General features: G+C 65.0%; 23 protein-coding genes. 9 read left to right on the top strand and 14 right to left on the bottom strand.

The genetic code is table 11. The annotated features are described in order from the left end of the window. Nucleotides 1-94 precede the first annotated feature (94 nt). The 3 genes from NSO95_RS12240 to nadA all read right to left on the bottom strand — a co-directional run bounded on the left by NSO95_RS12240 (nucleotide 95) and on the right by nadA (nucleotide 1,780). Nucleotides 95-508: a hypothetical protein gene (locus tag NSO95_RS12240; protein WP_257596550.1), complete on the bottom strand. Its 414-nt coding sequence runs from the start codon at nucleotides 506-508 to the stop codon at nucleotides 95-97. Next, nucleotides 505-732: a DUF4160 domain-containing protein gene (locus NSO95_RS12245; RefSeq protein ID WP_257596551.1), complete on the bottom strand. Its 228-nt coding sequence runs from the start codon at nucleotides 730-732 to the stop codon at nucleotides 505-507. The genes NSO95_RS12240 and NSO95_RS12245 overlap by 4 nt, the downstream gene beginning before the upstream one ends. 61 nt (nucleotides 733-793) lie before the next feature. Then, nucleotides 794-1,780 carry a quinolinate synthase NadA gene (nadA, locus tag NSO95_RS12250; protein ID WP_257596553.1) on the bottom strand — a complete coding sequence of 329 codons (987 nt, stop codon included), beginning with the start codon at nucleotides 1,778-1,780 and terminating at the stop codon, nucleotides 794-796. A gap of 120 nt (nucleotides 1,781-1,900) precedes the next feature. Between nadA and NSO95_RS12255 the strand changes: the two genes are divergently transcribed. After that, complete coding sequence (locus tag NSO95_RS12255) at nucleotides 1,901-2,173, top strand: hypothetical protein (protein ID WP_257596554.1); 273 nt, start codon at nucleotides 1,901-1,903, stop codon at nucleotides 2,171-2,173. 30 nt (nucleotides 2,174-2,203) lie between these two features. Here the strand turns inward: NSO95_RS12255 and NSO95_RS12260 are convergent, their stop codons facing one another. From NSO95_RS12260 to NSO95_RS12270, 3 genes are all read right to left on the bottom strand, one after another. After that, nucleotides 2,204-2,977: a hypothetical protein gene (locus tag NSO95_RS12260; RefSeq protein ID WP_257596555.1), complete on the bottom strand. Its 774-nt coding sequence runs from the start codon at nucleotides 2,975-2,977 to the stop codon at nucleotides 2,204-2,206. A 127-nt stretch (nucleotides 2,978-3,104) separates the two neighbouring features. Beyond that, the gene (locus NSO95_RS12265) at nucleotides 3,105-3,821 is read right to left on the bottom strand and encodes a DUF4230 domain-containing protein (RefSeq protein WP_257596556.1); all 717 of its coding nucleotides are present in this window, start codon (nucleotides 3,819-3,821) and stop codon (nucleotides 3,105-3,107) included. Further along, nucleotides 3,803-4,678 carry an MBL fold metallo-hydrolase gene (locus tag NSO95_RS12270; RefSeq protein ID WP_257597041.1) on the bottom strand — a complete coding sequence of 292 codons (876 nt, stop codon included), beginning with the start codon at nucleotides 4,676-4,678 and terminating at the stop codon, nucleotides 3,803-3,805. The genes NSO95_RS12265 and NSO95_RS12270 overlap by 19 nt, the downstream gene beginning before the upstream one ends. A 137-nt stretch (nucleotides 4,679-4,815) precedes the next feature. Here NSO95_RS12270 and NSO95_RS12275 point away from each other — a divergent pair, with 137 nt between their 5' ends. Next, nucleotides 4,816-6,288, top strand: a complete 1,473-nt coding sequence (locus NSO95_RS12275; RefSeq protein ID WP_257596557.1) for a glycerol kinase — start codon at nucleotides 4,816-4,818, stop codon at nucleotides 6,286-6,288. A 2-nt stretch (nucleotides 6,289-6,290) separates the two neighbouring features. On the opposite strand, the gene NSO95_RS12280 is transcribed toward NSO95_RS12275, so the two are convergent. Together NSO95_RS12280 and NSO95_RS12285 are read right to left on the bottom strand one after the other, a co-directional pair. Then, on the bottom strand, nucleotides 6,291-6,752 hold the full coding sequence (locus tag NSO95_RS12280) for a DUF1465 family protein (protein ID WP_257596558.1): 462 nt from the start codon (nucleotides 6,750-6,752) through the stop codon (nucleotides 6,291-6,293). Nucleotides 6,753-7,165: 413 nt separating this feature from the next. Then, nucleotides 7,166-7,363 carry a YdcH family protein gene (locus NSO95_RS12285; RefSeq protein ID WP_257596559.1) on the bottom strand — a complete coding sequence of 66 codons (198 nt, stop codon included), beginning with the start codon at nucleotides 7,361-7,363 and terminating at the stop codon, nucleotides 7,166-7,168. Nucleotides 7,364-7,526: 163 nt separating this feature from the next. Here NSO95_RS12285 and NSO95_RS12290 point away from each other — a divergent pair, with 163 nt between their 5' ends. The 5 genes from NSO95_RS12290 to tilS all read left to right on the top strand — a co-directional run bounded on the left by NSO95_RS12290 (nucleotide 7,527) and on the right by tilS (nucleotide 13,007). Further along, on the top strand, nucleotides 7,527-7,682 hold the full coding sequence (locus NSO95_RS12290) for a YdcH family protein (RefSeq protein ID WP_257596560.1): 156 nt from the start codon (nucleotides 7,527-7,529) through the stop codon (nucleotides 7,680-7,682). A gap of 45 nt (nucleotides 7,683-7,727) precedes the next feature. Further along, the gene (ptsP, locus tag NSO95_RS12295; protein WP_257596561.1) at nucleotides 7,728-9,998 is read left to right on the top strand and encodes a phosphoenolpyruvate--protein phosphotransferase; all 2,271 of its coding nucleotides are present in this window, start codon (nucleotides 7,728-7,730) and stop codon (nucleotides 9,996-9,998) included. A gap of 146 nt (nucleotides 9,999-10,144) precedes the next feature. After that, nucleotides 10,145-10,966 carry a helix-turn-helix domain-containing protein gene (locus tag NSO95_RS12300; RefSeq protein ID WP_257596562.1) on the top strand — a complete coding sequence of 274 codons (822 nt, stop codon included), beginning with the start codon at nucleotides 10,145-10,147 and terminating at the stop codon, nucleotides 10,964-10,966. 147 nt (nucleotides 10,967-11,113) lie between these two features. Beyond that, a complete protein-coding gene (locus NSO95_RS12305) occupies nucleotides 11,114-12,025 on the top strand; it encodes a tetratricopeptide repeat protein (protein WP_257596564.1) in 912 nt (303 codons plus the stop codon). Between the two features lie 127 nt (nucleotides 12,026-12,152). After that, nucleotides 12,153-13,007, top strand: coding sequence for a tRNA lysidine(34) synthetase TilS (tilS, locus tag NSO95_RS12310; protein WP_257597042.1), 855 nt, complete (start codon nucleotides 12,153-12,155; stop codon nucleotides 13,005-13,007). Here the strand turns inward: tilS and NSO95_RS12315 are convergent, their stop codons facing one another. The 6 genes from NSO95_RS12315 to zwf all read right to left on the bottom strand — a co-directional run bounded on the left by NSO95_RS12315 (nucleotide 13,008) and on the right by zwf (nucleotide 22,009). Then, complete coding sequence (locus NSO95_RS12315) at nucleotides 13,008-13,703, bottom strand: L,D-transpeptidase family protein (RefSeq protein ID WP_257596565.1); 696 nt, start codon at nucleotides 13,701-13,703, stop codon at nucleotides 13,008-13,010. Nucleotides 13,704-13,949: 246 nt separating this feature from the next. Beyond that, nucleotides 13,950-16,718 (bottom strand): phosphoenolpyruvate carboxylase, encoded by a 2,769-nt coding sequence (locus NSO95_RS12320; RefSeq protein WP_257596566.1) that lies wholly within the window; start codon nucleotides 16,716-16,718, stop codon nucleotides 13,950-13,952. Further along, complete coding sequence (gene eda / locus NSO95_RS12325; RefSeq protein ID WP_257596568.1) at nucleotides 16,715-17,329, bottom strand: bifunctional 4-hydroxy-2-oxoglutarate aldolase/2-dehydro-3-deoxy-phosphogluconate aldolase; 615 nt, start codon at nucleotides 17,327-17,329, stop codon at nucleotides 16,715-16,717. Before eda ends, NSO95_RS12320 begins: the two co-directional genes overlap by 4 nt. Then, complete coding sequence (locus NSO95_RS12330) at nucleotides 17,326-18,324, bottom strand: glucokinase (protein WP_257596570.1); 999 nt, start codon at nucleotides 18,322-18,324, stop codon at nucleotides 17,326-17,328. Before NSO95_RS12330 ends, eda begins: the two co-directional genes overlap by 4 nt. Nucleotides 18,325-18,571: 247 nt before the next feature. After that, on the bottom strand, nucleotides 18,572-20,380 hold the full coding sequence (gene edd, locus NSO95_RS12335; protein WP_257596571.1) for a phosphogluconate dehydratase: 1,809 nt from the start codon (nucleotides 20,378-20,380) through the stop codon (nucleotides 18,572-18,574). A 189-nt stretch (nucleotides 20,381-20,569) separates the two neighbouring features. Beyond that, nucleotides 20,570-22,009, bottom strand: a complete 1,440-nt coding sequence (gene zwf, locus NSO95_RS12340; RefSeq protein WP_257596573.1) for a glucose-6-phosphate dehydrogenase — start codon at nucleotides 22,007-22,009, stop codon at nucleotides 20,570-20,572. Between the two features lie 212 nt (nucleotides 22,010-22,221). Between zwf and NSO95_RS12345 the strand changes: the two genes are divergently transcribed. Next, nucleotides 22,222-24,630: a hypothetical protein gene (locus NSO95_RS12345; protein ID WP_257596574.1), complete on the top strand. Its 2,409-nt coding sequence runs from the start codon at nucleotides 22,222-22,224 to the stop codon at nucleotides 24,628-24,630. Between the two features lie 38 nt (nucleotides 24,631-24,668). Further along, nucleotides 24,669-24,857 carry a hypothetical protein gene (locus tag NSO95_RS12350; protein ID WP_257596575.1) on the top strand — a complete coding sequence of 63 codons (189 nt, stop codon included), beginning with the start codon at nucleotides 24,669-24,671 and terminating at the stop codon, nucleotides 24,855-24,857. Nucleotides 24,858-24,859 lie beyond the last annotated feature (2 nt).

A 24,859-nucleotide genomic window follows, 5' to 3' on the forward strand; every position in this document is an offset into this window, starting at 1 on the left:
TTGGTAGTGAAGTATGGTGTTTTGCATCGCCGGTCGGTAGCAGGTCGCCCCTTCTGTAGGACAGCCTGAAATTCGAAATCGCGATAGGGTGACGTCAGGCCGCAGCGGCCTTCTGCGCCGTCCACCCCTTGCAAGCCAGCAGAATTGCCTTCGGGACAGGTTGCGATCCGTTGGAATAATTTGCCACAGTGCGCCGCGCGATACCGAGTTCCTCACCCGCACGCGACAGCGACAGGCCGTGCTCGATCCGCCATTCGAGAAAGGCCCGGGCATCGCAGCGGCCGATCGCGCTCAAGGTTTCGAGCCACAACCGGTCTGCACCGGTTTCCGAACCGTTGGGCCAAACCAGCGAGTGCCCCCAGTCGCCGATTTCGACCGAACCTTCCCCAGCACTGTCGGCTTCGGGCGAGAGTATTTCGGCAGCGGTTCCGTCGGACCAGAGAAGCGCAAGCCGCCCCGGGCCGCGCGGCTCGACCGACTTGATTGTGCGCATCCAGTCCGTGTTCATGGGTTCAATTCCTCCCAGATATCGAGCAGTTCCCGCCGCCGCGTGATCGCCCATTCGAGAGCTTCCACCAGCACGTGGCGCGGGACCGAGCCGACAATCACCTCCAGCGTGCCGATCGCGACAGAACAGCGGAAGTCGCGCCCTTCGATATGGAAATGCGGAATTCCGTGGTCACGGCCATAAACCGAAATTTTCCAGCTCGGCCCGCGATGGAGGGTGACCATGTCAAGCTCGATAGTGCATTCATTGCACTTATACAAGTCCGATCCGGTCGAGGCAATGGTCTCAGCGCGCCCCCAGATCCCCCTTGCCGATCGTCCCGCTCGCCATCTCGAGCATCCGGTCGAGGCTCTGTTTGGCCTTGAGGCGCAGGCCTTCCTCGATCTCGATGCGCGGTTCCAGATCGCGCAGGCAGGTGTAGAGCTTTTCCATCGTATTGAGCGCCATGTAGGGGCAGATGTTGCAGCTGCAGTTGCCGTCCGCGCCGGGCGCGCCGATGAAATTCTTCTCCGGCAAGGCCTTTTCCATCTGGTGGATGATATGCGGTTCGGTCGCGACGATCAGAGTGTCGCCTTCGAACGTCTTGGCGAACTGGAGGATGCCGCTGGTCGAACCGACGTAGTCGGCATGGTCGATGATCGTCGGCGGGCATTCGGGATGCGCGGCGACCGGCGCGCCGGGGTGCTGCGCCTTCAGCTTGAGCAGCTCGGTTTCGCTGAACGCCTCGTGCACGATGCACACCCCCGGCCACAGCAGCATGTCGCGGTTGAACTTGCGGCTCATGTAACCGCCCAGGTGCCGGTCGGGGCCGAAGATGATCTTCTGGTCCTCGGGGATCTGGCTGAGGATCGTCTCCGCGCTGGAACTGGTGACAATGACGTCCGACAGCGCCTTAACCTCGGTCGAGCAGTTGATGTAGGTCAGCGCGATATGATCGGGGTGCGCCTCGCGGAAGGCCTTGAATTTCTCCGGCGGGCAGCTGTCTTCGAGGCTGCACCCGGCGTCCATGTCGGGCAGGACGACGATCTTCTCCGGGCTGAGGATCTTGGCGGTATCGGCCATGAACTTGACCCCGCAGAACACGATCACATCGGCATCGGTCTCCGCCGCCTTCTTGCTCAACTCGAGGCTGTCGCCCACGAAATCGGCAATGTCCTGAATGTCCGACGTCTGGTAGTAATGCGCGAGGATGATCGCGTTCTTTTCCTTTCGCAGCCGGTCGATTTCGGCCAGCAGGTCGGTGCCGGTGGGCGGTCTGGTCTGGTCTTTCATATCGGAAACCTCGCGAATTATGTTGCACGCGACATAGGGACGGGTGCGCCGGAATTCGAGCGAATTCCGTGACCGATGTGCTAGTCACAGCGAATGCGAGTAAGCGAGAGGAGAATTCCCATGCCAGCCGGAAAGCCGGGCGATCACCCCCTCACCGATCTGCTATCCTTTGGCCAATCGGGCTTCGGGCCGGAAGTGGACGATCTGGTCCTCAAGATGTCCAGGCTGAGAGGCTTTCGCGAGGTCAGGGAACAGGTGGCGGACATAATGTGGGACCACTGGCCTGCATGGAAGTCCGGCGCGATCGAGGGCGGGGCCGACAAGGCGCATCAGCTGCTGCTCGAGATCTACCAGCGGATGGACCAGCGACCCCGCCGATTTTATCATCGATGAGGCTTCAGGTCGCGCATCCGCGGCTTGGCTTCACATGCTGAAACCGGGCGGCAGGAAGGCTTCCATCGGCCGCTCCCCGCCGGGCGTACCGGCGGTCAGCCATTCGGTCAGCGCATATCCGGCCGGCGAATAGGCGAGCAGCATCGACAGCACGAACAGCCCGACATTGATGCCCATGCCCCACCAATAGGCCGGATGGACCCGCCCGTCGCGCCGCAGGTCGACCAGCATGCCGATCGCCGGGAAAACGAAGGTCAGGCAGACCAGGATGGTCCAGGCATTGGGCATGAACAGCGGCGCCGGAAGCAGGCGGCCGAGACCCGGACCGGTGAGGATGCTCATCGCCACCAGCATCAGCCGCCGGTGCCAACCCGCGTAACGCCGGACCCGCAAGGCCCACAGCGCCAGCCCGCCGAAAGTGAACAGGGCGATCAGGTTGCTGACGAAGAACTCGTTCATCGCGAAGAAAAACGGCCCTCCGGTGGTGCGTGCGACGATCACGATGATCATCGTCCCGGCCGTCACCATCAGCGGAATCCACAGATAGGCGAGCTGGCCCAGCCGCTTATGTAGCTCCCGCTTTCCGCCCGCGATGGTTACATGCTGGGCGAGGTAGAGCCCGATCCAGCCCATGAAGATCATGCCATGCAGGTGATAGGGCCACGGTGCGCCGAAGCTCGACCGGCCCATCGCCAGATTGAGCGAAAAGCCCGCGATAATAAGTGCCGACATGACGAACGCCATGACGGTGAAGAAGCGCGTGCCCTCGACCCGCGCGGATTTCGGTGCGGCGATGGTGGCCATCGTCACTCCCTCCCCAGGATTTGACCGGGAGGAAACTAGGCCGCTCGCATAGCGCGCAATAGGAAGATTTCGACAGCCCGCCTGTTTGGCCGGGCGGCCCTATGCCGCACAGCTACGCCGCCGCCACTCAGCGTTTCGCGTCTTCTCCGTCGAAGGTCACATTGACCGTCACGTCGCCATAGCCGGCCACCGACAGCGGGATCGCGAGGTTCTGGCGGACGGCCTCTTTCGCTGCCGTGCGGGCCAACGCCAGCACCTCGGGGTTGCGGGCAAACACGCTGGCCTTTTCTTCCGCCACCGCGGAATTGTTCCGGATCAGCGCTTCGGCGGCGCCGCCGGTGACGAAATTGCCATCGGTGAACAGCCGCGCGCTCTTCTCGTCGAGGTTGGGAACGGTGGTCTTGAGCGGCGGGAGCTGCACGTCGAGCGTTTCAGTGGCTGGGTCCCACTGCATCCGTTCACGCCCGACATTGGCGAGGTTGACGCGGTATTCGACCGTCGCCGGAATGATCATCGCTTGCCGGCTCTTGAGGAAATTGACCCCCAGCACGCCGCGCTCATCGACGCTTTCGGCCATCACCTCGAAGCGGCTGGAGAATACCGTCAGTTGGTTCTGCTTTTCGAACGCCAGCATGGCGCTGGCCACAGGATCGCCTTCCTCCTGCTCGAAGAACGCTTTCCAGGTTACGAATGCAAGCGCCGCAATAAGCACGATGACGAGCAGCCATGGAACCGCTTGTACCCGGGCCAGCGATTTCTCGCGCTCAGGGCGGGTTTCGAGGGCGACGTTATCAGGTTCGGGGCGAAGGGGGCTCTCGTCCCGCTCTATCGTGTCGTTTGCCATATGTCCTCCGAACGCCCGACCTGCCCCCTGCGTTCCAGATCGAGCAGATGCGCCTTGACGCTCATGCCCGCCGCCCCGGTCAGCCGCGGGTCTAGCCCCTTGTACATCAGCGCCACCATCTCCTCGATTGCCTTGGCGCCTTCGCCGAGCAGGCGCAGGATTTGGCCCTCGCGCTGGCGGCGGTGGCCGATCATGCCGCGCACCAGCTGGCGCGGCTTGTCGATCGGCGCGCCGTGGGCGGAGTAATAGACCCGGTCGTCGCGCGCCTGGAGCTTGGCGAGGCTCTTCATATAGTCGCCCATGTCGCCGTCGGGCGGGATGACGACGCTGGTCGACCATCCCATCACATGGTCGCCGGTGAACAGCGCCCCGCTCTCCTCCAGCGCGAAGCACAAATGGTTGGAGGTGTGGCCGGGCGTGTGCACCGCGCGCAGGGTCCAGCCCCTTCCGATCATCGCCTCGCCGTCTTCCAGCACTCGGTCGGGGGCGTAGGTGGGATCGAAGGCTTCGTCGGCGCGCGGTTCGACACTGCTCAGCACCAGCGGCGCGCAGCCGACCACCGGTGCGCCGGTCCGTTCGGCCAGCGGCGTTGCGGCGGGCGAATGGTCGCGATGGGTATGGGTGCACATGATCGCGATCAGCCGGTCGTCGCCGATACAGTCGAGGATCGCCCGGATATGGTCCTCGTCGTCCGGCCCGGGATCGATAACCGCCACCTCTCCGGCATTGCCGACAACGTAGGTCTGGGTCCCGGTAAAGGTATAAGGCGAGGGGTTGGGGGCAAGGATCCGGCGAACCAGCGGCTCGGGCTGCTCGACGAGCCCGGTGGGCCAGGGCTTGGGCGGGATATCGACCATGGGTTCGATATGGGGGCTATTCGCCGGGCTGTCGAGATTTCTCCCCTCCCGCTTGCGGGAGAGGGCGGGGGTGGGCATGTGTCGGATATGGCCCACCCCTGGCCCCTCCCGCAGGCGGGAGGGGGACGGAGAAGTGAATGTCCGACCGGTTCCTGCTGGTGCTCGACGAAGGCACCACATCCACCCGCGCGATGTTGTTTGATGCCCACGGCAAACCGCATGGCAGCGCGCATCAGGCGCTGACCCAGCACTACCCGCAGCCCGGCCATGTCGAGCATGATGCGACCGAGATCTGGCACCGCACGCTCGCCTGCGCGCGCGAGATGGTGGGCGAGGCAGGCGGGGCGGACCGGATTGCGGCGATCGGGATCACCAACCAGCGCGAGACGGTGGTCGCCTGGTGCAAGCAAACCGGCGAACCGCTCGCCCGTGCGCTGGTGTGGCAGGACCGGCGCACCGCCGACCATTGCCTGACTTTGCGCGAAGCCGGTCACGAAGAACGTGTCCAGCATAATACCGGATTGCTGCTCGATCCCTATTTCTCCGGCACCAAGATGCGCTGGCTGGTCGAGAACGAGCCGGCGGTTGCGGCAGCGGCGCAGGCAGGCACGCTGGCGCTGGGCACGATCGAGAGCTGGCTGGTGTGGAAGCTGACCGGCGGCGCGCATCTGTCCGATGCCAGCAACGCCAGCCGCACGCTGCTCCTTCCTCTCGCCGGGGCGCAGTTCGATCCCGCGCTGTGCGATCTGTTCGGGGTGCCGACTGCGGCGCTGGGCGAGGTGGTCGATACCCACGGCAATTTCGGGTCAACGCTGCCCGAACTGTTCGGCGCACCGATCCCGATCTGCGGGCTGGTCGGCGACCAGCAATCGGCGACGATCGGGCAGGGGTGCCTATCACCGGGAGAGACCAAAGCGACCTACGGCACCGGAGCATTCATCCTCGCCAACCACGGCGAGGCGCTCCCGCGCTCGGCGCATCGCCTGCTCGGCACGGTGCTGATGCAGGACCGGGGCAAGCGGACCTATGCGCTCGAAGGGTCGGTGTTCGTTGCCGGGAGTCTGGTGCAATGGCTGCGCGATTCGCTCGGCCTGCTTGGCACGGCAGCGGAAACCGAAACGCTTGCCCGCTCGATCCCCGACAGCGGCGGGGTGGTGATCGTACCCGGCCTGTCAGGCCTCGGCGCGCCGCACTGGCTGCCGGAAGCGCGCGGGGTGATCGCGGGGCTGAGCTTCAGCACCGGCCGGGCGGAGATCGCCCGTGCCGCGCTCGAGGCGATGGCGCACCAGACCTACGATCTCGCCGCCGCCTTCGCTGCCGACGGGGCGGAATGGACCTCGCTGCGTATCGATGGCGGGATGAGCGCGAACGACTGGATGGCGCAGGATATCGCCGATTTGCTCGACATTCCGGTCGAGCGGCCCAATTTCGTCGAGACCACCGCGCTGGGTGCGGCGAAACTCGCGGCGGTCGGCTGCGGGACCTATCCCGATCTCGCCACTGCCAGTGCCGCGATGCGCGGCGGGCTGGGGCACTTCACGCCGATGATGGACGGGGCAACGCGCCAGCGGCGGCTCGCCAATTGGGAGCGCGCGCTCGCTGCGGTGTGAATTCAGTAACCCGCGAACGAACGGTTGAGTCGTTCGCGCAGCCGGTGGACGGCGGACGGCTGCATTTCGAACCCTTCGCGCCATGCCTCGTCGAGCCGCGCGATGCGTGCGTGCAGCGCTTCGGTATCGTGGATCAGTTCGCGGGTGGGATATTCGAGCAGCGCGAGGTTTGCGCGTTCCGACAGGCGGTCTGCCGGAAGTTTGCTGTAGCGGCGGAGCTGCAGCGCACTCAGCTCGCCGTTGAAATAGGCGCGGTGATTAAGCAGCCAGGCCAGCACATGCATCACACGTGTTGTCGTGCGCAGACCCTCGACCGATAGCGCCATGCGCACGCGGTCGGCCGCATCCCCGGTGTCGCGCACGGGATTGAGGTCGAACACCTGCCGCGCCTCGTCCGCAAGCACGAGCGCTTCGGTGTACAACGCCTCGATAATCGGCTGGCTGATGTCGGACGGTCTTCCCATGCCCCCCACCGCTACGCGCCCCGATTCGCGCAAGCTAGCGGCCTGTGGATAGATTTCTGACTCAATATGGGACTGTCCCGTTGCGGGGCGCTTTTGTTGGCCTCAAGCGCCGGCGCGCGCATCCGCGCGCTTGGCTTTCCTCCGGGGGCCCGACCCCTGCGGGGCCACCCCTCCTGTCGCGCAGTCGCGCTCTGGCTGCCGCGAACAGATATCTGAAGTTAGGTTGCAGGACAGGCTCCCGGCCCCGTGGGCGCAGCTGCAAACACATCGCTGAAACCTGGTCGCGGCAGCCAGCGCGCGACCGCGCGCCGCGGCTTATGCCGCGACCCGAAGGGGGCCAACGGCCAACCCAAGGCGGACGGATGTCCGCCGCCCGGCGTTTGAGGTGCCGATCGCAGATCGGCCAAAACAAACTACGCAATAATGTCGGGCAGCAGCATGTCCTCGAGGATCGCGATCTGGTCCCTCAGCAGCAGCTTGCGCTTTTTCAGGCGGGCGATCTGGAGCTGGTCGGTCGATCCGGTGTCGCGCAGCGCGTCGATCGCCGCGTCGAGATCGCGATGTTCGGTACGCAGCAGGGCTAGCCTCTTGCGCAGCTCCAGTTCGTTCAACGCGCTCTCCGTTCCGACACGATTCGTCGCAAAATTGCCAGTGAACCACCGCTTAGGAAATCATCAGGACTTCGCAAGCTAACATTAGTGTGGTTGTATACCTGCCAAGCGGCTCGTCCGCACCGGTCGAGTCGCCTTCGTGGTCACACAGAAGGAGAGCCAGATGGTATCGTCTCACGTCGCCGCCCTGAAAACCAAACACGCCCATATCGAAGCCCGGCTTCGCGAAGAAATGAACCGCCCGGCGCCCGACGACACAACCATCCAGACGCTCAAGAAACGCAAGCTCCTGATCAAGGAAGAACTTGCCGCGATCTGACGCGAGTCCGCTTCCATTTGCGGCGCGGTGCTTTAGGCTGCGCGCATGACCGCAGCCGCCGCCGCCCGCTCGATCCTGACCCAGCTGCACGAGGTGATGGCTTCGCGCATGCACGCGCAGGGCAAGCTGGACCGCGTGGTCGAGATCATCGGCGAGTCGCTGCACAGCGAGGTGTGCTCGATCTACCTCCTGCGCGAAGGCATGCTCGAGCTGTTCGCCACGCGCGGTCTCAACAAGGAAGCGGTCCACGTCACCAGGCTGGCGATGGGCGAAGGGCTGACCGGCACGATTGCCGACCGGATCGAGACGCTCAACCTGGCCGAAGCCAAGGCACACCCGGACTTCCAGTATCGCCCCGAAACGGGCGAGGACAAGTTCCACAGCTTCGCCGGGGTGCCGATCGTCTATCGCGAGCGGGCGGTGGGTACGCTGTGCGTCCAACATGTCGAGCCGCGGCGCTACGAGGACATCGAGATCGAGGCGCTGCAGACCACCGCCATGGTGCTGAGCGAACTGATCGCCAACGCTGGCCTCGTCGACGAAGAGCAGGTGCTCGGACGCAGTGGCGCGCAGACCGGCCCCGTCAGCATCGACGGCCTGCCGCTGGTCAAGGGACTCGCAAGCGGGGTCGCCGTGTTCCACCAGCCGCGCGTTACCATCGACCAGGTCATGGCGGACGACATCGAGGTCGAGCGTCAGCGCGTCTACCGCGCGTTCGACCGGATGCGCGATCAGATCGACGGCATGACCCAGCAGGCCGATTTCGGAAAGGGCGGGGAGCACGAGGAGGTCCTTCAGACCTACAAGATGTTCGCCTATGACGAGGGCTGGTCGCGGCGGATCAACGAGGCGATCGACAGCGGGCTGACCGCCGAGGCGGCGATCGAGCGGGTCCAGCAGCGGACAAGGATGCGGATGCGCGAAATCGACGATCCGCTGCTGGCGGAGCGGATGCACGATCTGGAGGACCTGTCGAACCGGCTTCTGCGGATCGTCTCGGGCCAGCTCGGCACTGCGGCGACACAGGGCCTGCGACGCGACACGATCCTGATCGCCAAGAGCCTCGGCCCGGCGGAACTGCTCGAATACGACCGCCGGCGGCTCAAGGGCGTGGTGATGGAGGAAGGCTCGCTCACCGCGCATGTGGTGATCGTGGCGCGGGCAATGGGCATCCCGGTTCTCGGCCGCGCACGCGGCATTCGCGGGATGGTCGTCGAAGGCGATGAAATCCTGCTCGACGGGGACAAGGGAACGGTTTCGATCCGCCCGGCACAAGCGGTCGCGGATGCGTTCGATACCCGCTTCGCCAAGTCGCGCGAGCGGCAAGCGGTCTATGCCGAGCTGCGCGATGTCGAGCCGTTCACCCGCTGCGGCACCCGCATCCAGGTGATGATGAACGCCGGGCTGCGCGACGACCTGTCTAACCTCAATCTTGTCGGCGCCGACGGGATCGGGCTGTTCCGGACCGAATTCCAGTTTCTCGTCTCCGCCACCCTGCCGCAGCGCGAACGCCAGTTGCGGCTCTACCGCGACGTGCTCGACGCGGCGGGGGACAAGCCGGTGATCTTCCGCACGGTCGACATCGGCGGCGACAAGGCGGTGCCCTATCTCAATTCCGCCGAGTCCGAACTGGACGAGAATCCCGCGATGGGGTGGCGCGCGCTCCGCATGGCGCTCGAGCGTGAAGGCCTGCTGAAAGCGCAGGCGCGTGCCTTGCTGGAGGCGGCAGCGGGCCGGTCGCTCTATGTAATGTTCCCGATGATCAGCGAGCCGTGGGAATTCGATGCGGCGAAGGCGGTGTTCGACAAGCAGCTCGAGTTCCTGCGCAAACAGAAGCACTTGTTGCCCGAACAGATCCATTATGGTGCTATGTTGGAGGTTCCGTCACTGGCCGAAGTGCTCGACCTGCTGATCCCGCGCGTGTCGTTCCTGTCGGTCGGGACCAACGACCTGACCCAGTTCCTGTTCGCTGCCGACCGCGCCAATCCCAAGCTGGCCGAACGCTACGACTGGCTGAGCCCGTCGATTCTGCGTTTCCTGCGGCGGATTGCGCAGGCGACGGTCGGCCAGCCGGTCGACCTGGGGGTGTGCGGCGAGATGGGTGGGCGGCAGCTCGAGGCGCTCGCATTGATGGGGCTCGGCTTCCGGCGGTTCTCGATTACGCCGGTTTCGGTCGGGCCGATCAAGGAACTGGTGCGCCAGGTCGATCTCGCTTCGATCACCGAAGCAATGAACCGCTGGCTCTCCAGCCCGCCGCAGGACATGCGCGCGTCGCTCGCGAAATGGGCTGCGAAGCAGGGCATTGCGATCGACTGACCCGACATTCGCAAGGGCGAATTCTTTATCCCGCAACATGCCCGTTTCATCGGGTAAGGTGTGAGTCGCAAAATTCCGTCCTTGACAGCAAGGTCGCAGACCTCTTGTCATGCCGCAAAACACAATAAGCCGGGACCGCAGACGAAATGTCGCAAGGCAATGACACCACCGAACAGGAATTGCCGCTCGAGGGCGCGGGCGACAGGCTGCGTCATGCGCGTGAACGGGCCGGCAAATCGGTCGAGGATGTGGCCAAGGAAACCCGAATACCGCAGCGTCATCTGGAATCGATCGAAGCGGGCAGTTTCGGCGACCTTCCCTCCCGCACCTATGCGATCGGTTTCTCGCGGACCTATGCCCGTGCGCTCGGGGAAGACGAGGGCGAAGTCCTTGCCATGGTGCGTTCCGAACTGGCTCAGGGCGGCGGGAATGCCGGCGGTCCGGTGTCGACCTTCGAACCTGGCGATCCGGCACGCATTCCTACGCGGGGGCTGGCATGGTTCAGCGCCTTTGCCGCGCTGCTGCTCATCGTCGGTCTGTTCGCCTTCTTCGGCGACCGGATATTTCCCGGTGCAGGACCGGGCTCGATCCTTCCGGACGAAGCGCCGAGCGCTGCCCCAACCTCTACCGCGCCGGCCCGGGCGACCAATGCGCCCGCAGCACCGGTGGCCGGCGGCGCCGTGATCTTTACCGCGCTCGACGACGATGTGTGGGTCCGTTTCACCGATGCCGAAAGCGGCGATCGCCTGCTCGAAAAGCAACTGACCAAGGGTGAGACCTATACCGTCCCCGCCGATGCCAAGGATCCGCGGATCAATACCGGGCGGCCCGACCTGCTCGCCATCACCGTGGGCGGGCGCGAAGTCGCCAAGCTGGCGGACGAACCGGTCACGATTGCCGACGCTAGGGTCAGTTCGGCAGCGCTGGCCGCGCGCAAGCCGGAACCCGCCGAGACCGCGAGCGAATAGCGTTCCACCGATTTGGAGGGTGCCCGCCTCGACAAGGCGGGATGGTTAAGGCAGGATTCGACTTGGTATTCAGCGAGCGTTCGGGTGGGGGTCGCCAGCGTCCGTCCAAACGCCGCACATGCGTTATTGGACAGGAGCACACCGACAATGATCAGCCGAGCTAGCCGCGCCGCCGCAGCAGGTCTCGCATTCATGGCCGTGGCCGGGGCGAGCGTTCCAGCCCTGGCGCAGGACAGCGGTACCGAATCCCGCCTGCGCAAGGTCGAATCCGAAGTGCGCGCGTTGCAGCGCAAGGTCTTCCCCGGCGGTGACGGTCGCTTCTTCGAGCCGGAGATTACCGCACCGCAGACCGGCACAGCGCGGCCGGCAACCACTTCGACCACGGCGGTGACCGATATCCTGATCCGGCTCGACGCGCTCGAAGCGCGGATCGCCAGCCTGACCGCCCAGACCGAGGAAAACACCAATGCTATCGCCGGGCTGGCCGCGCGGCTCGATGCGTTCGAGACGCAGGAAGCCACCGTCGCGCCTGCCTCGCTGCCAGTTCAGACCTCGACCGCCGCAAGCCGTACGATTCCGACCCCGACGCCAACGCCCGCCCCAACGGTGGCGAAGCCATCCGCCGAGCGGCTCGCCGCCGTATCGCAGATCGCCAAACCGCAGACCGACGACGCGGCGGACGACGAATACAGCTATGGCTTCCGCCTGTGGAGTGCGGGCTTCTTCCCCGAGGCGCAGCAGCAGTTGACCATGTTCGTCGAGAAATACCCCAGCCACTCGCGCGCGACCTATGGCCGCAACCTGCTCGGCCGCGCCTATCTCGACGATGGCAAGCCCAACGAGGCGGCGACCTGGTTCCTCAAGAACTACAAGGCCGATGGCAATGCCGCGCGCGCTGCCGACAGCCTGCTCTATCTCGCCGAAAGCATGATTGCGCTGAAGGACGAACGGCGCGCCTGCATCGCGCTCGCCGAATTCAGCGACACCTATCCCGCGATCGCCTCCGGCCGCCTGTCGGGCGAATACCAGGCGGCGCTCAAGAAGGTGAAATGCAATTGATACGGCGCTCGATGCCTCACTGGTAGAGCGCTTCCGGCGCGATCTCGCGCAGGCTCTGCCGTTGCTTGATGGCGAAGGCACCTCTCTGGGCGTCGCGGTATCGGGCGGGCCGGACAGCCTCGCGCTCTTGCTGCTCGCGAATGCGGCCTTTCCCGGCGTTGTCGAGGTTGCCACGGTCGATCACCAGTTGCGCAGTGAAAGCGCTGCGGAAGCAAAGTTCGTAGCCACGGTTTGCGCCGACCTCGGCGTGCAGCACAAAATACTGCCTGTGAAGGTCGAGGCAGGAAATCTGCAGCAGGAAGCGCGGGAAGCCCGCTATCAGGCTCTATCGAAGTGGATGGCCAAGCGCAGGCTCACGGCCCTTGCCACGGCGCATCATGCCGATGACCAGACCGAAACGCTGTTGGTGAGGCTCAACAGGGGCAGCGGGCTGTCCGGACTGGCCGGCATCCGTTCTACCACGTCCGCGCCGGGAGGTGCGAGACTCGTGCGGCCGCTCTTGCAGTGGCGCAGGTCGGAGCTTGACGAGATCGTGAGAGCAGCAGGACTCGATGCGGTGGCCGATCCGTCCAATGCCGATCCCCGCTATGATCGGGCCAGGATGCGGCTGTCACTGGCAGATGCCGACTGGATCGATCCGAGGGGCTTTGCCAAGAGTGCAGCACTTCTCGAACAGGCCGAGCGCGCACTCGATCAGGTGATCGAAAACGAGTTCTGGGATTGCTGCGAAGGCGGTGATCCCTATGCCTACTTTCCATACCTTAGGGGGGATTACGGGCGCGAGCCGATCTGGATCGGGATTGTCGGCTATATGGCGCAGCAGTTCGCAGTCCGGCTCGATCGCGGCGACGCCGCTAAACTGGTCGAAGCGCTCCGCCGGGGCGATCGGGCCAATGTCTGCGGTGTCCAGGCCTGGTGCGAGGATCGGGGCGGGCGAACGGTGTGGCTGGTTGCGCGAGAATCGCCTCGCCGCACCGGCTGATCAGATGATCTTCTGACCCATTTCCAGCGTCTTGCCGCGGGTGATGATGACCTTGTCGCCCGGCTTGGCGATGGCGAAGATGCGGCTCGCCAGCTCGTCCGGGATGGCGATGCAGCCGTGGCTGGCATAGCCGTTCTCGACCGGGCGACCGCCATGGATTGCCACGCCGTCGCGGGTGAGGAACATCGACCACGGCATCGGTGCGTTGTCGTATTTCTCCGACACATTGTGCCGCTGCTTGCGCAGGATCGGGAAAGTGCCGATCGGGGTGGGATACTCCTTGGTGCCGAGCATCGCCGCCGCCGCGCCGATTTCATATCCGCCCTTGAACACCGAGATGACCCGCGCGTCGAGATCGACCGTCATCACCAGCGGGCCGTCGGGCACGCCTTCGTCGTCCCAGTACCATTCGCCGTACTTGATCGGCCCCGGAATATCGAGGATCCGCTTGACGACGAAGGGCTCTTCCTTGGGCGCTGCCGCCGGGATCGGCTGAACGACCTCTTCCGAAACCATCTCGGGCTGGGTGCCGTCTGCCGCATCGACCGCCGCTGCATCGACCGGGATCGCGTCCTCGATCGCTTCGGCCTTGGCATCGCTGCCGTCGTCCATCATGGCCCCGGCGAGCGAAGCGCCGCTGAAGACCAGTACCAGGGCGGCCGTTGCGCCGCCGATCCATGTGAGCATCGGTTTCATGCCAGCGTATATGCGCGAAACTGCCCCGTCACGCCAGCCTCTGGCCGCGCCGCGTCCCGATGCGAAACAGCGGCGGGGCAAAAGTTAACGGGGGGACGGGCATCGTTTGGCTGCCGATGTCGAAGCTTCAAGCCCTTCCCCTTGGGAAGGGTTGGGATGGGGGTTCGACGGTAATTGGCCTCGTACCCCCACCCCCGACCCCTCCCCAAGGGGAGGGGAGATTAGGGTAGCGCCTCGTTCGACCGCCTACCCGTGCGCGCCGAATTCGTTGGCGATCGCGGTTCCGATCCGCAGCGACAGGCCATAGGCGCGCTCGAGCGGGTCGATATAGTCGCGCCGGATCGCGCTGTAGCCCTCGTTGTCGCCGTCGGGATAATCGCTCGGCTCGTCGAGCGCGAAGTCGCCCGGCTGGGGGAAGCTGGTGGGGTAGGCGCGGCGCAGCTGTTCCAGCGCATCGTCGATCCGCAGGGTGAAGACCATCTCCAGCACGTCGTCCCGGCTGATGTCGTTGGCGCGGCTGAAAGCGGGGACGCTTACAGCGCGCAGGAACATGTACTGGAACAGGGCGAGGCGCAGTGCCTGCAGCACGCCGATCTGCCGGCGCACGTTCTCGCGCCCGTCGAGCGGGCTCTCGTCCGGTACAAGGTCGAGCAGGCGGTGGAGCTTGAGCGCATCGACCCTCAGGCGCGAGGCGAGACGGCGGAACACGCCCGTGCGGTCGTCCTTGGTCAAATATTCGGCCAGAACCTCGCACGCATCGGACAGATGGGTCTCGGTCCCGCGATAGGGGCGGCTTGCCCAGTAGGCGCTGTTGAACAGTTCGCCATAGGCGGCGACGGTCTTGATGCTGGCAAGTGCGTTGGAGGCGCGCACCAGCCGGATCAGCTGCCGCCCGCGCTCGCTTTCGGAGATCAGCTGAGCGAGGTCTTCGTAGTTGCCGTCCGCCGCAGTGCCGACGCCGGAGATCACGTTAACCGGATAGCCGAGCTGCTGCAGGATCGCGTTGTGCGGGATCGCGCGGATCTGCCGCAGGTTCATGTCGCGGTCGGCGGACAGGTCGCTCTGGCGGCGCGAGACGCGGCTGCCGGTCGGGTTGAGCAGGCCCAGCCCGAAGGCGGTCAGCGCGCGGCTGTAGGTTGCGCTTTCGAGATGCTCGCGCTGGTGCTTGCGGATCGCGCGGTAGAAATCGAGGCTGAGGTCGGTGCGGCGATAGAACGGGTCTGCCGGTGCGTCGATATCGGTCGCGGACGGGTCGAGCACCGCGATCCGGGTCAGCGTCGCCAGCGCCAGTTCGGGGGTCGCGAAATGGAGGTAACCGTCCCCGCCCTGGAAGCTGACCTCGGGCTCCAGAGCGATCCCCGCGCGGGCGAAACGCCGCCGCGCCCAAGGGCTGAGCGGCCATGCCAGCCGGTCATCGAACCCGCCGGGATGTGCGCCGCGGCCCATGCTTTCGCCATGGGTGTTGAAGATCAGCGCTGCGACATCGGTGAGGCCATTGGCGTCCATTGCCTGCGCCAGCCGGCCCTGCAGCCGCTCGATCGCGAGGCTCGCGGGGATCTGCCCGACGAAACGCCCCGCATCGGAAAATCCGGTCTGGATGCACACCCGGCCACGCTGGCGGGCGTATTGGCGGTAGCTTTCTTCAGCCAGCAGCGCGTCGAGGAAGCGGCCGCCGTGTTCGAGCGCGCTCTCGGTCTCGAACAGCGGCGAGACGTCGACCTTGTCCTCGATCCCGAACAGCTTGGCGAAATAGAGCGAGGCGAGGATGGTCGAGGGCTGCTCGCATTCGGCGATCAGCATCCGGATCGGCGCGTCGGCATCGATATGGTGCAGGATCTGCGCCATCGCGAGAAACTGGCGGATCGCGGTGCTGCTCTCGATCGCCAGTGCCGCGAAATTGGCCCGCAGTGGCTGGACCTTCGCCAGCAGCTCGCGCAGCGTGGCAACCGCGCCCTTGCTGGAGAGGTCGAGCGTGTTGTCCGGGTCGATCCGGCGACGGATCGCGTTGTGCAGCTGGCTCGCGTTCACCCGGAAGTGGATCCACCCCATGCCGAGCCCGTCGGCGCGCATCGCGGCGGCCAGCGTCTTGAGCGCAATGGCGCGCTTGGTGTCGGCCTCTGCGGCTTCGTCTTCGAGCCGCGCGACATGGGGGGCAAGGGTCAGCAGCTTGCGCGGATCCTTCGCGGTCAGGCGGTTTGCAGCGTCCGACAAAGCGGTGGGATCGGTAAGGTCGGCTGCGAAATCGTTGGCACGGGCGAGCGCGTAGTCGCGCGCGGCGGTCAGTTCCTTGAGCAGCACATGGCCCGCGTCGATGGCCGCGAGCTGGTCGGCGTAGCGCACCAGCCTGCGCGCCTTTTCCGCCAGCCGGAACCCGATCGAGGTATACCAGGCAATGTCGGTCCGCCCATCCATGTCGTAGCCGACCCAGCTGGCAAAGCGGAAGGGAAGGGGGGCGACGTTGCGCCACTCGTCAGGCCAGCGCCGCGCGGCCTCGCGCAGCGCAGTGCGCACGATCCGGTCGCGCGCGTCCTGTGCATGGGCGATCGCCTGCATCGCGCGGTCGTGTTCGTAATCGAGCGTCACCGCCGGACGCTCCGCCCCGGTGATGCAGCGCGCTTCCTCGCCGCTGCCCGCAGCCTCGGCCACCGCTTCGCTCTGGTCGGGGGTGAGCAGGAAAGTGGGGTGCGCGGTGAACACCGCATGCAGGCTCGGGCGTTCCCATTGCTCGCGGAAGGCATCGAAATCGCAGTCGGCGCAGAGCGCGGCGATCTCGGCGTCGTTGGCATCCGGATCGACCGGGGCGAGATTGTTCCGCAGCCGCTGCGCCCGGCTGGTCAGCGAATGGCACTCAAGCTCGCGCACCAGAAGTTCGACCTTGTCGAGCGACAGTTCGCCGCTTTCGAGCTGCCGCGACAGGTCGAGCGAGAGCTGGAACACCGGGTTGAACAGCGGCGTTTGCCGGGTGAGCTGGTGCAGCTCCTGCAGGCGGGTGGAAAGGCTGGCGACCGAGGTCATGCCCGCAGCGTCATCGCATCGCGCGCCATGGCTTCGATTGCCGCCTTGTCGGGCGCTCCCTTGGGCGCGACCCAGCTGCCGCCGACGCACAGCACCGGGTCGAAGGCGAGCCATTCGGCGGCGTTTTCGGTGGTGATCCCGCCGGTCGGGCAGAAGCGGACGCTCCAGAACGGCGCGGCGAGCGCCTTCAATGCAGGCAGGCCGCCCGCCGCCATCGCGGGGAAGAACTTGAACCGGGTGAGGCCGAGGTCGAGCCCGCGCATGATATCGCCCGCATTGGCGATGCCGGGCAGGAACGGGATGCCATGGCGGATCGCCGCGCGGCCGAGTGTCTCGGTCAACCCAGGCGAGACGATGAACTCGCTGCCCGCGTCGATCGCCTGCTGCAGTTCGTTTTCGTTGGTCACAGTGCCGGCCCCGACGATCGCGCCGGGTACCGACTTCATCGCCCTGATCGCGGGCAGCGCAGCTTGGGTGCGCAGCGTGACTTCGAGTACGCGCAAGCCGCCTGCGACCAGCGCTTCGGCCAGCGGTACGGCGTGTTCGACCTCGTCGATCACGATCACCGGAATGACCGGCGCGGTGCGCATGATGGTGTCGATATCGCTCACGATGAAGTGTCTCCATGTTCCGAGGCGAAGGCAGCCGCGGCGCCGAACAGGCCGGGCTGCGGATGGACGATCAGCTTGACCGGGATGCCCGCCATCATGCTCTCGAACCGGCCCTTGGCGCGGAAGCGTTCGGCAAAGCCCGATTGCAACAGCGTGTCGCGCAGGCGGTAGCCAAGCCCGCCCGCGATCACGACGCCCTTGGCACCCTGCGCCAGCGCCATGTCTCCGGCGACGCTGCCGAGCGAGAGGCAGAACCGGTCGACCGCCGCGGCGGCTAGGCTGTCTTCGCCGCTCATGCCCTTGGTCCAGATCTCGATATCGTCGATTTCGGGCACCGCCCGGTGCTCCATCGCGGCGAGCGTCTGGTAGATGTCCGAGATGGCGGGGCCGGCGACCACGCGCTCGACCGAAACGCGGGTGTGCCGCTTGCGCAGCCGCGCGAGGATCGCGTCCTCGATGCTGTCGAGCGGGGCGAAATCCACATGTCCGCCCTCGGTGGCCGAGACCCGGTAGGTCCCGTCGGGTTCGCGGTAGAGATGCGCCACACCGAGGCCGGTACCGGGGCCGAGCACGCTCAGCCGGCCGGTGGCGGGCAGCGGACCTTCGGGGCCGGTCAGGTGGATGAACTGGTCCTCGCCCGCGCGCGCCACCGCGTGCGCGACCGCTTCGAAATCGTTGACGATGGTGAAGCGCTCGACCCCGAGCTTCTCGCCCACCAGCGCCGGGCGGATGATCCACGGGTTGTTGGTGAAACGGATCACCCTGTTTGGACCTTCCGGCCCGCCGACCGGCCCGGCGATCGCCATGCTCACCGCCGTGGGCAGGGTGCCGCCCTTGCGCTCGCGAAAGTCCTCCCACGCGGTCTGGAAGCTGGCGTGATCCTCGGTGTGCAGCGTGATCGGTTCGTCGAGCGCGATGCCGCCATCGGCGGCAATCGTGGCGATTACGAAGCGGGCATGGGTGCCCCCGATATCGACCGCGACGACCTGGGTCATGCCGGGCACCCGATAGATTCACGCGGAGACGCGGAGACGCGGAGGAATTTTCGCTCACAGAGGCACAGAGGCACAAAGGCTCCATGATGCGCCGAAGGCGCGAAGAAAACTTCAGGGTGCCGGGCCTTCTGGTTGAGAGCGGCTGCGCCGCTTGCCGATCGCCTCTGTGCCTCTGTGCCTCTGTGAGCGCCCAAGGAACAGCTCCGCAACCCTCCGCGTCTCCGCGTCTCCGCGTGAACAAGCATCCTCACATCCCCCCCAGTGCCAGCATCGCCGAGCCGCCCTTTTCCGCGCTGTCGGCCTGCATGCGGAACATCGCGAACAGCTCGCGGCCCATGCCGTCGGCATCGCGCGGATCGGGTGCGGGCTCGCGACTGGCGAGGTCGGCACTGGTCGAAAGCTCGCCCGTTTCCGCGCAGAGCCGCACCATGTCTCCATCGCGGAGCCGCGCCAGCGGGCCGCCGCCGAGCGCTTCGGGCGTGCAGTGGATCGTGGCCGGCACTTTGCCGCTCGCGCCCGACATGCGCCCGTCGGTGACCAGCGCGACATGGTAGCCGCGATCCTGCAGCACGCCCAATGGAGGGGTCAGCTTGTGCAGTTCGGGCATGCCGTTGGCGCGCGGCCCCTGGAAGCGGACCACCACCACCACGTCGCGATCGAGTTCGCCCGCCTTGAAAGCCTCGGCCACCGCATGCTGGGTGTCGAACACCCGGCAGGGTGCCTCGACGGTCCAGCGGTCGCGCGCGACGGCGGAGGATTTGAAGCAGGCGCGGCCGAGATTGCCGGTGACGAGCTTCATCCCGCCGTCGGGCTGGAACGGGTCGCGCGCGGGGCGCAGCATGGTCTCGTCGCCGCTTTCGCCGACTGCGCGCCACGTCAGCGCGTCGCCCTCCAGCCCCGGCTCCTGCGCATAGGCCGACAGGTCTCCGGTGCCGACGGTCAGCACGTCGCGGTGGCACAGCCCCTCTTCCAGCAGCGTGCCGATCACGAAGCCCATCCCGCCCGCGTCGTGGAAATGGTTCACGTCGCCCGCGCCGTTGGGATAGACATTGGCGACCAGCGGCACCGCGCTCGACAGCTCGGCGAGGTCGGTCCAGTCGAACTCGATGCCCGCCGCGCGCGCCATCGCCGGGATGTGGATCGCGTGATTGGTCGATCCGCCGGTCGCAAGCAGGCCGATCGCGGCGTTGACGATCGCCTTTTCGTCGACGCATTGGCCGAGCGGGCGATAGTCGTTGCCGCTGCGCCCGATCGCGGCGACCCGGTGGACCGCCTCGCGGTCGAGCGCCTGCCGCAGCTGCGTGCCCGGCTGGATGAAGGCCGCGCCCGGGATATGCAGCCCCATCATTTCCATCATCATCTGGTTGGAATTGGCGGTGCCGTAGAAGGTGCAGGTGCCCGGCGAATGATAGCTGCCGAGCTCGCTTTCGAGCAGTTCGGCGCGGCTCGCCTTGCCTTCGGCATAAAGCTGGCGGACGCGGACCTTTTCCTTGTTCGAAATCCCGCTCGGCATCGGGCCGCTTGGCACAAAGATCGCGGGCAAATGGCCGAAACGCAGCGCGCCGATCACCAGCCCCGGCACGATCTTGTCGCAGATACCGAGCATCAACGCGCCGTCGTACATCGCGTGGCTGAGGGCGACCCCGGTCGACAGCGCGATGACGTCGCGGCTGAACAGGCTCAGCTCCATCCCCGTCTCGCCCTGCGTCACTCCGTCGCACATCGCCGGCGTCGCGCCCGCGACCTGCGCGGTCGCGCCGACCTCGCGGGCGTAGATCTTCAGCCGCTCGGGATAGCGGCCATAGGGCTGGTGCGCGCTCAGCATGTCGTTGTAGCTGGTGACGATGCCGATATTGGGCCCGCGATGCGCCTTGAGCGCGGCCTGATCCTCCAGCGCCCCGGCATAGGCATGCGCGAGGTTGGAGCACGAGACTTGCGACCGGTCGGGCTGGTTGTCCGCCTCACGCGCGATGAGGTCGAGATAGCGCGCGCGGCTGTCACGCGACTTCTCGATCACCCGCTGCGTGACGCGGTGGATGGTGTCGTGGAGCGTCATCACGCCGTCAGTCCTTGCGGCAAAGCCGCGCTATTGGTTTCTCGCAGAGGACGCAGAGGGAAGAAGAGACGCAGAGAGGTTGCGGAAAGCGGATACATCTTCGCGTCTCCTTTTTCCTCTGCGCTCTCTGCGTGAAACACATTCGGGGCCTGCAGCGCAGAACGAAGCCCGCTGCCGTGGTACTGCGCCCTACTCATGCCAGGTCACTCCGTCGCGTTCGGCCAGGGCAATGGCCGCGCTCGGGCCCCAGCTGCCGGCGGTGTAGGTCTTCGGTTTGAGCTCCTCGGCATCCCACAGCCCGCGGATCGCGTCGATCCATTCCCATTGCGCTTCCACCTCGTCGCGGCGGACGAACAGCGTCTGGTCGCCTTCGATCAGGTCGAGCAGCAGGCGCTCGTAGGCGATCCGCCGCACCGCGCCGCTGAAGACATCGGGCATGGCGATGTTGAGCGGCACCTGCCGCAGGCGGATGCCCTCGCGGTCGAGCCCCGGCACCTTGGCCATCAGCGACAGGGTGATGTTTTCTTCCGGCTGGATGCCGATCACCAGTGTGTTGGGCTGCATCGTCGCACCTTTTCCGGCGAAAATCGAATGCGGCACGCAGCGGAACTGGACGACGATCTCGGTCACCCGCTGCGGCAGGCGCTTGCCGGTACGCAGGTAGAAGGGCACGCCCTTCCACCGCCAGTTGTCGACATGGGCTTTGATCGCGACGAAGGTTTCGGTGTCGCTGTCTTTCCCCAGTTCGTCGTCGTATCCGGGCACCGCCTCGCCCTTGATCGCGCCCGCGCGGTACTGGCCGGTGACGGTCTGGCCCGCCGCGACCTTGCGCAGGGATCGCAGCACCTTGACCTTCTCGTCGCGCACAGCGGTGGCATCGAAGTGTCCCGGCGGTTCCATCGCGACCAGCGCGAGCAGCTGGAGCATGTGGTTCTGCACCATGTCGCGCAGCGCGCCGGCATCGTCGTAGAAGGCGACCCGGCCTTCGAGCCCGACCGTTTCGCCCACGGTAATCTGGACATGGTCGATATGCGCTGCGTTCCACAGCGGTTCGAACATCAGATTGGCAAATCGCAACGCGAGCAGGTTCTGCACCGTCTCCTTGCCGAGGTAATGGTCGATGCGGAAGATGCGCTCCTCGGGATAGGCACTGGCGACCGCATCGTTGATCTCGCAGCTCGATCCGAGGTCGGTGCCGAGCGGCTTTTCGAGGCACATGCGCACGGTTTCGCCATCGAGCCCAGCGTGCTGCAGACCCTTGATCGTCGGCTCGAACAGGCTCGGCGCGGTCGACAGGAAAATGGCGAGACCCTGCCCGGTTGGGCCAACCTTGTTGGCAAGTTCGGTATAGCCTTCGAGCGTGGTCGCATCGAGCGGCTGGTAGCTCAGCCGGTTGAGGAAGCCCGCCATCCCGCCGCGGCGGTTGGCGGGGAGGTGCTTTTCCAGCGCTTCACGCGCGAACTGGCGATAGCCGTTGTCGTCGAGGTCGCTGCGTGCGGTGCCGATGATCTTGAGATCGGGATGGATCAGCTCGTCCGCATGGAGCGCGCACAGACTGGGCAACAGCATCCGCTGCGCCAGATCGCCGGTGGCACCGAACAGCAGGAGTCGGTCGGCGGTGAAACTCATGCGCGTGCATCTCCCTCGTCTCGCAGCAGCTTATCTAGCAGCGCACAGGAGTGCACGCCATGCACCGCAATCGTATTCTTATGCCGCAAAGCCGGCGGAGGTTGATGATGCAAACGAAGTAATCATCGGTCCGGTTGACCTAAACAAGACTCGCTCTTGCAAATGCGTTATGGTAAATTTCCACGGTCGGGCTTCAAGGGGGGGAAAGACAGGTGCGCAAGTGCGTAGTGACTTCCATATTTTTTGGTGCGGCTCTCGTAGCCGGATGTAAAACGCCCTATGGCCTAAGTCTGAGCGACCCGGTCTATGACGAAGAGCCGCTGGCGGGTCGGATCACCTATACCGATCCGAAGCTCTATCGACGCGGTGCGCTGATCAACGAGCGGCGGGAAGAAACGGAATATCTCGATGATCTGATCGAGGACTCTAAAACAGCCAGTTTCACGCCTGAAATCGTCCGCCAGCTTGAGGTGGTCACGAGCCTTTCTGCGGCGCTTGGCCTAAAATTCGATCCTGCCGCAGGGACTAGTTATACCCGAACCGAGGAGCAGAATGAGCTCAAGCAGGAGCTGGATACGCTTCGGCTGCAGATGGAGGTTGACCAGCTAAAGCGCGATATCGAGCTGGCGCGGGCCAAACTTCCCGAGCAAACAGAGCCGTCGGGGCCGATCGACGGCGACGAGTCGGACACTCCGGCATCGGGACCGGGGGCTCCCAATTCGGTTGATGGACTAGCGGCTGCGGTCAACAAGCTGCAGGCCGATCTTGCGAAGTATCTCGCCTCTAACGTCCAAGGGCTCACCGCGACAAGCATCACTGCCAATCCAATTGATGTTTTCTATGATCGGCAAACCTATCGCGAGATTCTCAACGGCGAGCGGAATGCGGTAAGCCTTGACGAGCTGCATGACCGAAATGGCGCGTCGCTGGTCCGGCTCAACATGACAGCAACAGTGTTTCCGCCGATGAAGTCGCATCGCGCGACGTTCGGCCAGCTCAAGTTCAGCGTCACGGGTCCGGACATGAGCGACGAAACCTTGGTTCCGCTTTATCGCGACTGGCTGGCGCGCGTCAGCACCCAGGCGTCGCAGCGCGTCGGTACGACAAACGGGTTTGAAAAAACTACGCTTGGCAGTTCGCTCGAGCGGACCGGTGACCTGCTGGATCTCGTCCGCTTCGAATACTCGACCAGTTCCACCAATACGAAATGCCGGGGCCTCGCTGTCGATCAGACGACCTTGCAGGGATGTCAGGTGATGTGGCTCGCCACGCCGCGTTTCACATATTCAGCGTCCGGCACTGCACGTTCGCCGGACATTGCCGGACTGGTCCGTCAATTCCCGCCACAAGGAAGCCCGGATACGCAGCTAATTACCGCAGCTCTGGGCAATGTCGATTTCGACCGGTTCTGCCGGCCCGATGCTCGAACCGTGCCTCTGGCAGGTTTCCCCCCTGACGCACAGGCCAATCAAGGCAAAGCGCTGGATTTGGCAAATGCGCTTACGACCCTGCGCGACTTTGCACCGGCCCTGGAGTTTCAGGCCCAGTCGATCGCCAACAACAATAGCATCGGGACGATCTACTTCAAGCCGCTTGAATTCAGCGATCGGGCGACGATCGCGCAGGCCGATGCCCTTATCGAAAGTGTCAAACGGCTTCAGGCCGACTATCCCTACTCGTGCGGCGCAGTCGGTCCGATCGGTCCCTTCACTGTGCCGAGCGTGTTCAAGAGTGCATTAGCCAAGGAAGAGGAGCGTGCACGCTTCTATTCAATCGGTCCCAAACAACAGGTCCAAATCGTTTCTTCGCAGGCGCGAGCCGCCGAATCCATTGCGCTGGCTGCTTCACTTGCCGGCAGTGTCCCGACACAAGGCATCGGAGCTGACGCCGCCCTCGGATTTGGCCGCAACGCCGTCGGGCGTGCTGACGCGCTCGAGCGAGTGCCACTGGTCGTTGCATTCGGTGATGCGGGCTCGGCGAATCCCGAGTTCGGTTGGATGATGGGGCCACGTAGTGTACTCGATCCGAAGAAGCAGGAGTTGCGCTTTGCTCAAGGCCTCCGTCCGCAGGACCTGTCGGTCGATCTGATTGTACCGGGCTGGTGGCCTTATATCGACCTTGTATCCAGTTCGGCATGGTCGCCCGATTGGGAGGGAAGGGGCGGCAGGTCGGGTGCGTCGGCGCGTTCACGCACCACCAGGGTCGACCTTTCGCCATCTACCGCCGATTACGACAACATTACGGCACGGATATTGGGCAATGCCAGTTTCAAAGTTGCGAGCATCGACGGCGCGCCGATCCCGAGTTCGATTGTCGCCTGTTCGAACAATGTTTCGATCATCTTCGTGGGGCCGCAGCTATGGCGGGCCGATCGGGTTGTCATCGGCGGAAAGTCGGTTGATGGCAGCGCGATCAAGGTACTTCCCGATCTCAGCGGAATCGTTGTCAATGTCGCGTCGGTCGATTTTCCGACGCTGTCGGGGGCAAGTGGGGCCTCGGCGCAGGTAGAAGTACAGATCCTCACCCCATACGGCAGGACTCGTTCCGAGTTGTTGGTCGCCGGACTCAAGAAAGACGGTTGCGCCGCCAAACCCGCCAAACCCGATGAGCAGGGCAAGTAACGGCTCCCTCACCGCCAGACGCACAAGGAACGACCAGCATGGAACAGGGCACGATCAGCAGTCATTTTGTCTACTACCACATCAAGCCTGACGCGATCGACAAGATCGTCGTATTCCACGAGGGTGCGATATACCCGTCCGGCACGCAATTCGCAGTGGGCGATCGCGTCAACTTCGAACGCTACAAGGATTATCCAGACTGGGCGAAGCGGGTCGAGCGCATCTAGGG

It is taken from the genome of Parerythrobacter lacustris, assembly GCF_024626475.1.
GTDB lineage: Bacteria > Pseudomonadota > Alphaproteobacteria > Sphingomonadales > Sphingomonadaceae > Parerythrobacter_A > Parerythrobacter_A lacustris.

Excerpts from the sequence above, each read along its gene's own strand:
- NSO95_RS12240 (WP_257596550.1), bottom strand. The coding sequence starts at position 508 with ATGAACACGGACTGGATGCGCACAATCAAGTCGGTCGAGCCGCGCGGC.
- NSO95_RS12245 (WP_257596551.1), bottom strand. The coding sequence starts at position 732 with ATGGTCACCCTCCATCGCGGGCCGAGCTGGAAAATTTCGGTTTATGGC.
- nadA (WP_257596553.1), bottom strand. The coding sequence starts at position 1,780 with ATGAAAGACCAGACCAGACCGCCCACCGGCACCGACCTGCTGGCCGAA.
- NSO95_RS12255 (WP_257596554.1), top strand. The coding sequence starts at position 1,901 with ATGCCAGCCGGAAAGCCGGGCGATCACCCCCTCACCGATCTGCTATCC.
- NSO95_RS12260 (WP_257596555.1), bottom strand. The coding sequence starts at position 2,977 with ATGGCCACCATCGCCGCACCGAAATCCGCGCGGGTCGAGGGCACGCGC.
- NSO95_RS12265 (WP_257596556.1), bottom strand. The coding sequence starts at position 3,821 with ATGGCAAACGACACGATAGAGCGGGACGAGAGCCCCCTTCGCCCCGAA.
- NSO95_RS12270 (WP_257597041.1), bottom strand. The coding sequence starts at position 4,678 with ATGGTCGATATCCCGCCCAAGCCCTGGCCCACCGGGCTCGTCGAGCAG.
- NSO95_RS12275 (WP_257596557.1), top strand. The coding sequence starts at position 4,816 with ATGTCCGACCGGTTCCTGCTGGTGCTCGACGAAGGCACCACATCCACC.
- NSO95_RS12280 (WP_257596558.1), bottom strand. The coding sequence starts at position 6,752 with ATGGGAAGACCGTCCGACATCAGCCAGCCGATTATCGAGGCGTTGTAC.
- NSO95_RS12290 (WP_257596560.1), top strand. The coding sequence starts at position 7,527 with ATGGTATCGTCTCACGTCGCCGCCCTGAAAACCAAACACGCCCATATC.
- ptsP (WP_257596561.1), top strand. The coding sequence starts at position 7,728 with ATGACCGCAGCCGCCGCCGCCCGCTCGATCCTGACCCAGCTGCACGAG.
- NSO95_RS12300 (WP_257596562.1), top strand. The coding sequence starts at position 10,145 with ATGTCGCAAGGCAATGACACCACCGAACAGGAATTGCCGCTCGAGGGC.
- NSO95_RS12305 (WP_257596564.1), top strand. The coding sequence starts at position 11,114 with ATGATCAGCCGAGCTAGCCGCGCCGCCGCAGCAGGTCTCGCATTCATG.
- NSO95_RS12315 (WP_257596565.1), bottom strand. The coding sequence starts at position 13,703 with ATGAAACCGATGCTCACATGGATCGGCGGCGCAACGGCCGCCCTGGTA.
- NSO95_RS12320 (WP_257596566.1), bottom strand. The coding sequence starts at position 16,718 with ATGACCTCGGTCGCCAGCCTTTCCACCCGCCTGCAGGAGCTGCACCAG.
- NSO95_RS12330 (WP_257596570.1), bottom strand. The coding sequence starts at position 18,324 with ATGACCCAGGTCGTCGCGGTCGATATCGGGGGCACCCATGCCCGCTTC.
- edd (WP_257596571.1), bottom strand. The coding sequence starts at position 20,380 with ATGACGCTCCACGACACCATCCACCGCGTCACGCAGCGGGTGATCGAG.
- zwf (WP_257596573.1), bottom strand. The coding sequence starts at position 22,009 with ATGAGTTTCACCGCCGACCGACTCCTGCTGTTCGGTGCCACCGGCGAT.
- NSO95_RS12350 (WP_257596575.1), top strand. The coding sequence starts at position 24,669 with ATGGAACAGGGCACGATCAGCAGTCATTTTGTCTACTACCACATCAAG.